Here is a 12,469-nt window from a genome sequence, read left to right on the forward strand (position 1 = left end):
CTACGAAACGCGGGAGCTTGTTCTATACAGGCTGAGAGGGCGAAAGCCGACCGTAAACCTGATGCGGGTAATGCCGCCGTAGGGAAGGAGTATTATGCGAAATATTCGTATTATTGGTGCAGGTATTATTGGTTTAGCAACAGCGTGGAGACTTACGGAAGCTGGCGTAAAAGTTAGCATAATTGATCCAGATCCAGTCTCGGGCGCTTCTCACCATGCTGCTGGCATGTTAGCTCCTACCGCAGAAATGCAATATCAGCAAGAAGCGTTGTATCCTCTTATGTTTGAGTCTGCAACTATGTATAAGGAATTGGTTGATTCGGTTGCAAAGTACACCGATAAGCCAACTGGCTACTTAGAGTGCGGCTCTTACGTAATTGGCGGTGACGCTGCAGATAACGAGCACGTAAACGAGTTGCTAAACTTGCAGCATCGTTACGGCCGTAGAGCTGAGCATATTTCTGTGAGTAAGCTTCGTGAGATTGAGCCTGCTCTTTCGCCAACTATTGCTGGCGCTGTAAGCGTGCCGGACGACCATCAAATCAACCCTCGTCTTTTCACTGCAGCAATGATTGATGCACTCGAAAAGCGCGGTGTTGTTATTGAGCGTCGCGCAAGCACTCCAGACGATTTGGGTCCAGACACAGTTTTGGCATCCGGCTTGGGTGCTAAGGATATGCTTCCTCAGCTTAAGCTTCGCGCTGTGTGGGGCGATATGATTCGTATGACTATTCCAGAGCCTTTGCGCCCAATTTTGAGCTCTGTGGTTCGTGGATTTGTGCATGATCGTCCAGTTTATTTGGTTCCTCGCGCTAAGGAAACAGGCGAGCTTGTGCTTGGCGCTACTTCTCGCGAAGATGACCGCGATATTCCAAAGGTTGGTGGCGTACTCGACTTACTTCGCGATGCTGCAAGCGTGCTTCCTGGCATTCAGGAATGCTCGATTACTGAGGTTACCGCTGGCGGCCGCCCTGGAACTCCGGACGATTTGCCATTCATTGGTATTGATCCTAAGACGCATACCACGATTTCCACTGGTTACTTCCGTCACGGCATTTTGCTCACCGCTTTGGGTTCTTCTTTGACTACAAAGCTTGTGCTTGAGCAAGAATTGACCGAGAAGGAAAAGGGCTTCTTGGAAAGCTGCAATCCTGCTCGCTTTTAATCGCTAATTCCAGTGAATTCGTTATATTCCGCTGCGAATTGTGTGAAGCGTTCAAATATAGACGTAAGTGTGATGCAGAAAGTACTTTTAGTAATTCAGCTTTTAGTTAGTAAAGGTTAGATTATGCAAATCGTAGTCAATGGTGAAATTGTTGAAGCGCAAGACGGATTAACTGTTGCTCAGCTTATTGCGCAACGTTATGGTTCGGATGCAGGACTTGGTATAGCGGTCGCAATTGGCGACGATGTGCTTTCTCGCGCACAATGGGAATCAGCCGTCATATGTGATGGTAATCAAATCGAGATTCTTAGCGCAGTTCAAGGCGGCTGATTTCAAATAATTTGAGTATAGTTTCAAAAAAATTTAAATAAAAGGCTTAAAATGACAGAAAATAATACAGAAGAAAGTGCCGATACTTGGCAGCTTTGCGGTAAGACTTTACATTCAAGGCTTTTGCTTGGCACTGGCGGCATGACGAGCATTGACATTATGGAAAAGTCACTTGTAGCTTCAGGTGCGGAAGTGGCTACGGTTGCAATGCGCCGTCACGCAAAAACAGGCGTGGATATTTACGGCATGTTGCAGCGTCACAATATTAACGTTTTGCCAAATACTGCTGGTTGCAAAACTGCGCATGACGCTGTGCTTACAGCAAAAATGGCTCGTGAATCGCTTGGAACTGATTGGATTAAGCTCGAAGTGATTGCAGACGACGATACTTTACTTCCAGATACTCGTGAAGTATTACTTGCTGCAGAAAAGCTTATTGAAGAAGGCTTTAGCGTTCTTTGCTACACGAATGACGACCCGATTGTGGCTCGTCGCTTGGTTTCGCTTGGTGTGAAGGCTGTTATGCCTGGTGGTGCTCCAATTGGAACTGGTCTTGGTATTTTGAATCCTCGAAATATTGAGCTGATTGTCCAAGAATGCAAGGAAGCTGGCGTTCCTGTGATTTTGGATGCCGGCGTTGGCACTGCTTCCGATGTTGTTAAAGCTTTCGAAATTGGCTGCTCTGGTGTGCTTCTTGCAAGCGCTGTAACTCGCTGTCCAGACCCAGTGAAGATGGGTCGTGCAATGGCTGCTGCTGTAACTGCTGGAAAGCTTGCTCACGATGCTGGCCGTATTCCTAAGCGTGAACATGCGCTCGCTTCTTCGCCTGTTGAAGGTCGCGCTTGGGCTGATTCTGTACTGTAAATTTTGTACTGTAATTTTTCGGCATATTATTCAACATGACGATTAATAAAATTTACGACAACCTGCAGGAGCTTGAGGTGGAACGCACTAGCCGCCACTTGCTCCTGCCGGGCTTTACGCATGAACATCAGCAGTTACTTCGCGATGCGAAAATCTGCATGGTCGGAGCAGGTGGACTTGGTTCGCCATGCTTGCTTTCGCTTGCTGCAGCAGGAGTTGGCGAAATTACGATTTGTGATGACGATGTTGTTGAGCTTTCTAATTTGCAAAGGCAGACTTTATATACTGTCGATCAGTGTGGCAAATCTAAAGCGCAACTTGCGGCTAAGCGTCTGCAAGCGTTATCTCCGGGTTTAAAAATCAACCTTGTAGATAGATTTAATGAAGACAACGCAAAGCAACTTGTAGAAAGTCACGACTTAATAATTGATGGTTGCGATAATTTTGCTACTCGCTTTTTGATTGCGGATGCTGCTTGGAGTGCTGGTACGCCAGAAGTTTACGGATCGGTGCTTTATTATGAAGGTCAAGTAAGCGTTTTTATGCCTGGGGAGGGACCAGGATTGCGCGACTTGTACCCTTGTCCTCCGCCTAAAGAAAAAGTGCCAAAATCGGCAGTATTGGGCGCGACTGCAGCTATTGTTGGCGCAATGATGGCAACTGAAGCAATCAAACTCATAACCGGTATTGGCACGCCGCTTATTGGTGTTTTGGCGCGCTACAATGCTCTGGATAATTCTTTGCGTCGTTTTAAGTTCAGCGCGTGAATGCTACTGAATTTTGCAGAATTTCCCCTTAATTTTGCTTAAATTGCAAAACTTGAGTCTAGTTGTATAAAGTTTTTTGTAATTTTTGGGAATAAAAGTTGACTTTTACAAGTTGAGTGTAGTAGGCTCAAGTTTTGGAAAGTAAAAAAGCTGGTGATTTACCTAGTTTCCAATAAGGAATCTAAATAAAGCTCAGCTCACGTAACTGCAAAACTTGAAGGAAAGCGTAATTGCACAAAAGGTGCAATACCTAGTTAAGGAGAAATTATGGGACGCGCAGTAGGTATTGATTTGGGAACAACCAACTCTTGCATTGCTACTCTTGAAGGTGGCAGCCCAACCGTTATTGTGAACGCTGAAGGCGCACGTACCACGCCATCTGTTGTGGCATTCAGCAAATCCGGCGAAATCTTGGTTGGTGAAGTTGCTAAGCGTCAGGCTGTAACAAACGTTGATCGCACGATTAGCTCAGTAAAGCGTCATATGGGCACTGATTGGACTGTTGATATCGACGGCAAGAAGTGGACTCCACAAGAGATTTCTGCACAGGTTTTAATGAAGTTGAAGCGCGATGCTGAAGCTTACTTGGGCGAGCCGGTAACCGATGCCGTTATTACATGCCCAGCTTACTTCAACGATGCTCAGCGTCAGGCAACTAAGGATGCAGGTAAGATTGCAGGCTTGAACGTGCTTCGTATTATTAACGAACCAACTGCTGCAGCTTTGGCTTACGGCCTCGAAAAGGGCAAGGAAGACGAGCGCATTTTGGTATTCGACTTGGGTGGCGGTACTTTCGATGTGTCCTTGCTTGAAATTGGTAAGGATGATGACGGATTCTCCACAATTCAGGTGCAAGCAACTAATGGCGATAACCACTTGGGTGGCGACGACTGGGATCAGAAGATTATCGACTGGCTTGTTGGCGAGGTTAAGAACAAGTATGGCGTTGATTTGAGCAAGGATAAGATTGCTTTGCAGCGCTTGAAGGAAGCTGCTGAGCAGGCAAAGAAGGAGCTTAGCTCTTCTACTTCCACCTCAATTTCTATGCAGTACTTGGCAATGACTCCTGACGGCACTCCAGTGCATTTGGATGAGACTTTGACTCGTGCTCACTTTGAGGAAATGACTTCCGACTTGCTCGGCCGCTGCCGTACGCCATTTAACAACGTTCTTTCTGACGCTGGAATTTCAGTAAGCCAGATTGATCACGTGGTTCTTGTTGGTGGCTCTACTCGTATGCCAGCTGTGAAGGATTTGGTGAAGGAACTTACTGGCGGTAAGGAAGCTAACCAGTCCGTGAACCCAGATGAAGTCGTGGCCGTTGGTGCAGCCGTGCAGTCGGGCGTTATTAAGGGAGATCGCAAAGACGTTCTGCTTATTGATGTAACTCCACTTTCCTTGGGTATTGAAACCAAGGGTGGAATTATGACAAAGCTTATTGAGCGTAATACCGCAATTCCAACTAAGCGCTCGGAAGTATTCTCTACTGCTGAAGACAATCAGCCATCCGTGTTGATTCAGGTTTACCAGGGCGAACGTGAGTTTGCTCGCGATAACAAGCCTCTTGGCACTTTTGAGTTGACTGGAATTGCTCCAGCTCCTCGTGGCGTTCCGCAGATTGAAGTCACTTTCGATATTGATGCTAACGGCATTGTGCACGTTTCCGCTAAGGATAAGGGCACTGGTAAGGAACAGTCCATGACTATTACCGGTGGTTCTGGTTTGCCAAAGGACGAAATTGACCGCATGGTGAAGGAAGCTGAAGCTCACGAAGCTGAAGATAAGAAGCGTAAGGAAGAAGCTGAAGTTCGCAACCAAGCAGAAGCCTTTGCTTACCAGACTGAAAAGCTTGTGAACGACAATAAAGACAAGCTTTCCGATGAAATCTCTAAGGAAGTTACCGACAAGGTTAATGCTTTGAAGGAAGCTTTGAAGGGTGACGACGTTGAGAAGATTAAGTCTGCTCAAAGCGAGTTGATGACTTCTGCTCAGAAGATCGGTCAGCAGCTTTACGCTCAGCAGGGTGCTGCTGGTGCCGAAGCTGGCGCTCAGTCTGCTGCTGGCGCTCAGGCTGGCTCTGCAGCTAAGGATGATGATGTAGTTGACGCCGAAGTGGTGGACGACGACAAGGACGATAAGGACAATAAGTAATGTCCGACTTTAACGCCAACGAATATTTGCAAGATATGGAAGATGCTGACTCGCTGGGTGTAAAAGCTACAGGTGATTCTGCGAAATCGTCTGCGCAATCTTCATCGAAAGCTGCTGAAGATGCAAATCCTGCAGAAACGAAAGCTGATGCACAAGCTGATGCTAACGTTTCTGCGGATTCCGCAAATTCTGAGGATACAGCGAATTCCACTGAATCCTCAGAATCGAAAGACAGCCAAGACGCGGATAGCGGCAGTTTAACTCCCTTAGGTAAAGCTAAGAAAGAAGCTGCAGAGTACTTGGAAGCGTTACAGCGAGAGCGTGCTGAGTTTATAAACTTCAGAAATCGTTCTGCCAAAGAGCAGGATCGTTTCAGACAGCATGGAATTATTGACGTGCTGACAGCATTGCTTCCGGCATTGGATGACATTGACCGCATTCGCGAGCATAGCGAAATGGATGATTCATTCAAGGCTGTTGCAACTAAGATAGATAAAGCTTTTGAAAAGTTTGGTGTGGAAAAGTTTGGTGAGAAGGGCGAAGATTTTGACCCGACCAAGCATGATGCAATTTTGCACAGGCCAGATCCAGACGCTACAAAAGAAACTGTTGATGCTGTAGTTGAAGCAGGATATCGAATAGGAGATCGCGTTATTCGCGCCGCTCGTGTGGTCGTTTCTTCGCCAAGTAATGACTAACGAAACTCTTAGTCGTGACTTTATTGCATAACTTGCTCGTGCTGACTCATAAGAGTTAGCACGAGCAGACTATATTTGGTCAAAAGCGAAATAGCCAATGTGCTTGTGAAGAAAGGAGGCACAAATGGCTGAAAATGAATGGTTAGCTAAGGATTTTTATAAGGTTCTCGGTGTCTCCAAAGACGCAGATGAGGCAACGATTACCAAAGCGTATCGCAAACTTGCTCGTAAATATCACCCTGATTTAAACAAAACAAAAGAAGCTGAAGAAAAATTTAAGGATGTTTCTGAAGCTTACGACGTACTAAAAGATAGTCAAACTCGCCAACGTTACGATGCTATCCGCCAATTTGGTGCTGGTGGTGCTCGTTTCGCTGGAGGAGCAGGTGGTGCTGGCGGTTTCGATGCGTCGAGCTTCTCGGACATTTTCTCTATGTTCAACGGCGGCTCTGGCATGGGCAGCATGGGTGGCATGGGCGGAAACGGTTCGCGCATTCGCTTTACATCCAACGGTGCTGGACCAAATATGAGCGACATTTTCTCTATGTTTGGTGGAGGTCAGCGCTCTCAAGATTCAGCAGGATTCCAGGGTACGAGTGGCTTTGGTGGTGAGAGGTATTCTCAACCGCAGGAAGCTAATGTGCCTGAAGTTGGCGAAGATATAACAACCGATATAAAGCTCACATTTAAGCAAGCTTTTAAAGGCGCTACAGTATCGTTGCGTGCGGCTGGTGAAACTTTTAAAACGCATATTCCAGCTGGTGTAAAAACCGGACAGAAAATTCGTTTGAAAGGAAAAGGCAAGCCAGGCAAGTTCGGTGGTGCTGCAGGTGACTTGTACTTGCATGTTCAAGTAGAAGCATCAGATAAATTTACTTTGCGAGGCGACGATTTGATTTCTACATTGCCGCTAACGTTAAGTGAAGCAGTGCATGGTGCAAAAGTTAGTATAAACGACCTAGACGGCAACCCTGTTACTTTCAAAGTTCCAGCTTGTGTTTCAAGCGGCGATGAAGTTCGTATAGAAGGTGCTGGAGTGCCGGGGGAAAATGGCGATTTTGTTGGCGTTGTGCAGATTCGTTTGCCAAAGCGTTCAAGTATGTCTCTTAGACGCGTTGCAAAAGAATTTGATAAAACTGCTGGCGAAACTTATGCTGAAGAAATTAAAAAATTAAGACAAAACTAAGTTAACAATAATTTAGTAGGTTAAACACTGTTGAATTGCTTGTAACAGTGCTTTAAACATACTAAAAAGGGCAAAGGAAGGCGTGCTATGACACCAATAACGCGTGAAACTAAAGCACTGTATGAAATGTGTGCAGTTGCTTTAGTGCGTGGTACTGCAACGCTTGACGGGGCAGATGAAGTAGGATTTGTTCTTGATTTGCCAATATTTACCGTAAGCCACGTGGCACGCCTAACTAATACGCATCCGCAAACTTTACGACAGTATGATCGGCTTCATTTAATAATGCCGCATAGAACTGAAGGTGGCGCTCGCCGCTATTCTTTGCGAGATATAGACAGGATTGTGCAAACTCAGCATTTAAGCCAAAATGAAGGCATTAATCTTGCTGGCATCATGCAAATACTTGATTTGCAAGAAGAAAATCGACAGCTGAAAAGACAAGTACGGCATTTGTTAGATTCTGCAGAGTCTTCAGAGCGCAATATTTTTGCTGCAAATGCAGATGGTGACATTGTGGAAATGCAGCGTTCTCGCAATGCGCGTCGCTGGAGGCGGGATATTCTTGCAGAGAGACGAGCGTTACCTTCGTCGTATTCTTCAGAAAGCTATAACAGTAATTATAAAAATCGAAAGTCTTTGGATGAAAAATCTGTGGTGTTGTGGAGAGCGTGGAGCATATAGTAACGTAGGCATGGCTACTTATTGTGCTTAAGTGAGAAATTAGCGAGAAGAATTAATAGTGCGAAAAGTAATACAAAATTAGTGCGAAATAATGCGCTACAAAAGCTAAAGCAAATATATGCAATATAAAGGATTGTGAATGGCTGAACAGACGACGAATGTGTGTGTAAGTACTCTTAACTCTAGTGAAGAAAAACATGTGTTGCGTGCAGTTTTTTGGGACATGGATGGCACTCTTATAGATTCCGAGCCGTATTGGCATGAGTCGGAATTTTATTTAGTAAAAAAATACGGTGGTTACTGGGATGAAGATTTAGCTTGGGAATGTTCCGGCGGATCCCTTGAAACTGTTGCCAATAAAATGATTCCAAGCGGTACAAAACTTACTGTAGAAGAAATCGGCAAAGGTATGGTTGATTACGTTGCTGCTCGTGAAGCTGAATCCGTGCCATGGGTTCCAGGAGTTTTAGACGTACTTAAAAGCCTTACGGATGCTGGCATTCCTTCAATTTTGGTGAGTAATTCGCCGCGTTGTTTGGTTGAAAATATTGTGAATCACGCTCCAGAAGGCGCTTTCGCTGGGTATGTGTGTGGAGATGATGGATTTAAACCGAAGCCTAGTGCTGAGCCATATCTTGCTGCAGGAAAAATGGTTGGCATTGAGGGTACGGACGAGGAAGTTGCAAAGCAGATGGCTAATTGCATTGCCATAGAAGATTCTCTATCTGGTCTTACTGCCGCAATTAATTCCGGAGCAACTGTAATTGCACAAACAGGTTTTTCGCGCGCAAACATATCTGAAAGCAAGCATCACGCAGAACTTAACGGTTATGAAAATGTGACTGCTAAAATGCTTGAGAACATTGTTTTGAGTCGAAACTAATTAACAAACAAGCAAAACTAATTAATAAACTATTTAGTTATTTATTTAGATAGCTATTCGCATATCTGTTTGTAAATTAGTTACAGTTGATTTACTAGTTTCCTCCAGTTGTGTCATAGTTATTGTCATAACCATGACCGCCAGAATTATTATCGTAACTGCCAACGCCGCCCGATGATGAATCGTCACGACCATACAGCTGGCTATCAAGGTCTAAATCGTTGTCGTTGTCCTTGTCTTTATCTTTGTCCTTGTTTTTATCCTTATCTTCATTCTCAGTTTTTGCGTGCGTGAATGTGTGTTGTTCGCCTAATCCCCATTTTCCATCAGGTCCGCCAATTTTGCCTGTGTCTTTTGCTTCAGGGAATTTAGTATTCGGGGTTCCTATTACCGCTTGACGCATGTATCTTGTAAACAAGTGTACAGGGTAGTCGCTTCCGCCAAGATATCCGTGGAACGGTTTAATTACTTGTGGGCTACCTTTTGCGTCTGGATTCCATATGGCAAATGCGGTAACAATATTTGGCGTAAATCCTACAAAGCTACCAGCAGTTTCATCGTTTGCTGTTCCAGACTTTCCTGCAATTTCTCTACCTACAGCGCGAGCTTCAGTTGCTGTACCATGTTGCACTACGCCAATCATTGCTTTTGTAGCTAGAGCGGCATCGGCTGGTGAGAATACTTGCTTTCCAGCTGTTGGTGCACGGTAGAACTCTTTACCGTCAGGATTTTTTACGCTGGCAACAATATGCAAATCTGGGCGTCTTCCTTGGTTTGCAAATGTTGCATATGCGCGCGCAATTTCGCTTACATGTACAGAATCGTTTCCGAGCACAGTAAACGGATTCTTACCATTGACTCGTTCAGGATTTAAGCCTGCCATAACTGCGGTATGAGCAACTTTTTTAGCGCCAAGTTTACTTTGCAAATCCATATACACTGTGTTCACAGAATTTGCAGTTGCATTGTATAAGTTAATGGTGCCATAGCTCATGTTTGCAAAGTTTCCAACAGGTTTATCGATCCCATCAAACTTGCGTGGAGAATTGCCATTGAACATCGTATCCAAGCTAGTGCCAGCCTGAATTGCTCCCATAAGTGCAAAAGGCTTCATAGTAGAGCCTGGCTCATAAAGTGCCTGTGTGGCGTTATTAAGCTGTTTCTTTAGATAATCGTCTCCTGCGTAAACGGAAATGATTGAACCATCTTTTGCATTTATTGAAATTCCGCCAACTTGCAGTCCTTCTGGCACAATTCCTCGTCCATCTTGAGAAGGACTTGCAACTTTGAACATTAAATCTTGCTTAGCTTTATCGATAGTAGTAATAATGCGATATCCACCACTGTCGAGATCTTCCTGTGTAAAAGCGCCATTCCTAGTTAACTCATCGCGAACCATATGCAATAAGTAACCTTGTTGACCTGCGTAAATGTTTTGAGTCGTCTGAGTAATAGTTTTAGGCATTTTTGCTTGCGCTGCCTGAGAGGCTGTAATGTAGCCATCTTCTTTCATAATGCGTAACACGCGCTTAAAACGAATGCCTGCTTCTTTTGGACCAATTGCAGGATCCCAGCTACTTGGTGCTGGAATAATACCTGCTAAAAGTGCAGCTTGCGAAAGTGACAAATCTTTTGCTTCTATGCCGAAATATGCTTTGGCTGCAGCTTGAATTCCGTATGCTCCTCTACCCAAGTAAATAGTATTCATATAATTGCAAAGTACTGTATTTTTATCTTGAGTTTGCGCAATTTTCAAAGCTAAAATAGCTTCTTTTAGTTTTCCAAAATAAGTTTTTGTTTCACCGAGATAATATCTTTCCGCATATTGTTGCGTAATAGTTGAGCCGCCCCAACGCCCGTGCTTTGTGATGTTATGAAGTAGTGCGCGTCCAATTCCTTTAAAATCTATTCCGCCATCGTGGTAGAAGGAACGATTTTCTGAAGCAACTATTGCTTTACCAACATATTTAGGTAGTACTGAACAATTGATAATTTCGCGATTTTGCTCAGCGAACGAACCTAATTCAGTTTTGCCATCTGAATAATACACTTTCGTCTTATCTGCCATAGCAACTTTGTCTGGTGCCGGTATGTCTGTAGTTGCATACAGATAAGCAAAAACAATTGTGCCTAGCAAAATTGGCACAAAAATAACGATAAGCGCCCAAAAAATAATAGGATGTCTGCCTCGCCAAGTTCTACGACGCCTTCTGCGTGTTGCTGCGCGAGAACGTTCGAATCTTGAATTACGGCTGCTTTTGTTTGATTCAAAAGAATACGAATTTGGACGATATGATTCTTGTCCGCGTGGTGGGACAGATGAAGGCATATTCGTATTTTTTTGTGATTGTGACGATATGCTTCGAGTAGCTTTCTCATGCGAAGTAAACGCTCGTCTTCCATCTTTACGTGCAACCATACATTCCACCGTAGCGTCCGGTGTTGAATTTTTCTACAAAACAGCATGTTTTTGTTTAGAAAAGATTAAAAATATTGAATATTAGTACATATTTGTTAAAGCAATAGTATTATGAAATGTGTATGGTGCGGCATAATGTAATGTCGCTTATTTTGCAGGGCAAGGAGTCTATATGAGCATCCGCGTTGCCATTGCCGGTGTCGGCAATTGTGCTTCGTCGCTGGTTCAGGGCGTTGAATATTACAAAAACGCTGATGACGGTGAGAAAATTCCAGGGTTGATGCACGCTGTATTTGGTCAGTATCGTGTGCGCGATATTGAGTTTGTTACGGCGTTTGATGTTGATTCTCTAAAGGTTGGGCATGATTTAAGTGAAGCAATTGGCGCTTCACAAAATAACACAATTCGTTTTGCTGATGTACCAAATTTGGGTGTAGAAGTATTGCGTGGTCCAACTTATGACGGCTTAGGTGATTATTACCGTGAAATGATCGATGAGTCCGAAGCTGAACCTGTTGACGTTGCTCAAGTTTTGCGAGATAAGCATGTGGATGTGCTTGTTTCTTATCTTCCAGTAGGATCTGAGCAAGCCGATAAAGCTTATGCAACTGCTGCAATGGAAGCTGGATGCGCATTTGTAAACTGTCTGCCAGTCTTCATTGCTTCTGATCCTGAGTGGGCGCAAAAATTCCGTGATGCTGGAGTTCCTATTATTGGCGATGACATTAAAAGTCAGGTAGGTGCAACTATTACTCACCGCGTTATGGCTCGACTTTTTGAGGATCGCGGTGTGCGCTTGGATCGCACGTATCAGCTGAATGTTGGTGGAAACATGGACTTTATGAACATGCTTCAGCGTTCAAGACTTGAGTCCAAAAAGATTTCTAAGACTCGTGCAGTAACTTCAATCGTGCCTCATGAAATGGATGAGCATAATGTTCATATTGGGCCTTCTGACTACGTAGCTTGGTTGGATGATCGCAAGTTTGCTTTCGTGCGTTTGGAAGGTACTACTTTTGGTGATGTTCCTTTGAATTTGGAGTACAAGCTTGAGGTTTGGGATTCTCCAAATTCTGCCGGAATTGTTATCGATGCTGTTCGAGCCGCAAAAATTGCTTTGGATCGCAAGCTTTCTGGTCCGGTTTTGGCTCCAAGTTCATATTTTATGAAGTCTCCTGCAGTTCAGCATGAAGATAGTGAAGCTCGTCAATTAGTTGAACGCTATATTGCTGGTGATGTTGAAGCTAACGAGTCTCAGCTTGATGAAGATACTGAATTTGCAAAAGAGCACGGCAAGAGCGTGTGGCGCGCATAATTTATTA

The 12,469-nt window shown here is 44.4% G+C and carries 11 protein-coding genes; 10 read left to right on the top strand and 1 reads right to left on the bottom strand.

Features of this window, described 5'->3' with window-relative positions; translation table 11 throughout:
* Nucleotides 1–94: 94 nt before the first annotated feature.
* The 9 genes from thiO to HXT39_RS00585 all read left to right on the top strand — a co-directional run bounded on the left by thiO (nt 95) and on the right by HXT39_RS00585 (nt 8,728).
* A complete protein-coding gene (gene thiO, locus HXT39_RS00545) occupies nt 95–1,165 on the top strand; it encodes a glycine oxidase ThiO (RefSeq protein WP_004104781.1) in 1,071 nt (356 codons plus the stop codon).
* 123 nt (nt 1,166–1,288) lie between these two features.
* Nucleotides 1,289–1,495 (top strand): sulfur carrier protein ThiS, encoded by a 207-nt coding sequence (thiS, locus tag HXT39_RS00550; protein ID WP_004108127.1) that lies wholly within the window; start codon nt 1,289–1,291, stop codon nt 1,493–1,495.
* A 51-nt stretch (nt 1,496–1,546) separates the two neighbouring features.
* On the top strand, nt 1,547–2,359 hold the full coding sequence (locus HXT39_RS00555) for a thiazole synthase (protein ID WP_004104776.1): 813 nt from the start codon (nt 1,547–1,549) through the stop codon (nt 2,357–2,359).
* 35 nt (nt 2,360–2,394) lie between these two features.
* Nucleotides 2,395–3,126 carry a HesA/MoeB/ThiF family protein gene (locus HXT39_RS00560; RefSeq protein WP_033888410.1) on the top strand — a complete coding sequence of 244 codons (732 nt, stop codon included), beginning with the start codon at nt 2,395–2,397 and terminating at the stop codon, nt 3,124–3,126.
* 267 nt (nt 3,127–3,393) lie between these two features.
* The gene (dnaK, locus tag HXT39_RS00565) at nt 3,394–5,277 is read left to right on the top strand and encodes a molecular chaperone DnaK (protein WP_012914520.1); all 1,884 of its coding nucleotides are present in this window, start codon (nt 3,394–3,396) and stop codon (nt 5,275–5,277) included.
* Entirely contained in the window at nt 5,277–5,975 is a 699-nt protein-coding gene (grpE, locus tag HXT39_RS00570) for a nucleotide exchange factor GrpE (RefSeq protein ID WP_012914519.1), read from the top strand. Before dnaK ends, grpE begins: the two co-directional genes overlap by 1 nt.
* A 124-nt stretch (nt 5,976–6,099) precedes the next feature.
* On the top strand, nt 6,100–7,161 hold the full coding sequence (locus HXT39_RS00575; protein WP_012914518.1) for a DnaJ C-terminal domain-containing protein: 1,062 nt from the start codon (nt 6,100–6,102) through the stop codon (nt 7,159–7,161).
* Nucleotides 7,162–7,248: 87 nt separating this feature from the next.
* Nucleotides 7,249–7,845: a heat shock protein transcriptional repressor HspR gene (locus tag HXT39_RS00580; protein ID WP_004108108.1), complete on the top strand. Its 597-nt coding sequence runs from the start codon at nt 7,249–7,251 to the stop codon at nt 7,843–7,845.
* A 139-nt stretch (nt 7,846–7,984) separates the two neighbouring features.
* Nucleotides 7,985–8,728: an HAD family hydrolase gene (locus tag HXT39_RS00585; protein ID WP_004108086.1), complete on the top strand. Its 744-nt coding sequence runs from the start codon at nt 7,985–7,987 to the stop codon at nt 8,726–8,728.
* Between the two features lie 94 nt (nt 8,729–8,822).
* On the opposite strand, the gene HXT39_RS00590 is transcribed toward HXT39_RS00585, so the two are convergent.
* Entirely contained in the window at nt 8,823–11,147 is a 2,325-nt protein-coding gene (locus HXT39_RS00590; RefSeq protein ID WP_076003095.1) for a transglycosylase domain-containing protein, read from the bottom strand.
* A gap of 172 nt (nt 11,148–11,319) precedes the next feature.
* Here HXT39_RS00590 and HXT39_RS00595 point away from each other — a divergent pair, with 172 nt between their 5' ends.
* On the top strand, nt 11,320–12,462 hold the full coding sequence (locus HXT39_RS00595; RefSeq protein WP_033888408.1) for an inositol-3-phosphate synthase: 1,143 nt from the start codon (nt 11,320–11,322) through the stop codon (nt 12,460–12,462).
* Nucleotides 12,463–12,469: the final 7 nt, after the last annotated feature.

It is taken from the genome of Gardnerella sp. DNF01159, assembly GCF_049244215.1.
GTDB classification, from domain to species: Bacteria; Actinomycetota; Actinomycetes; order Actinomycetales; family Bifidobacteriaceae; genus Bifidobacterium; species Bifidobacterium swidsinskii.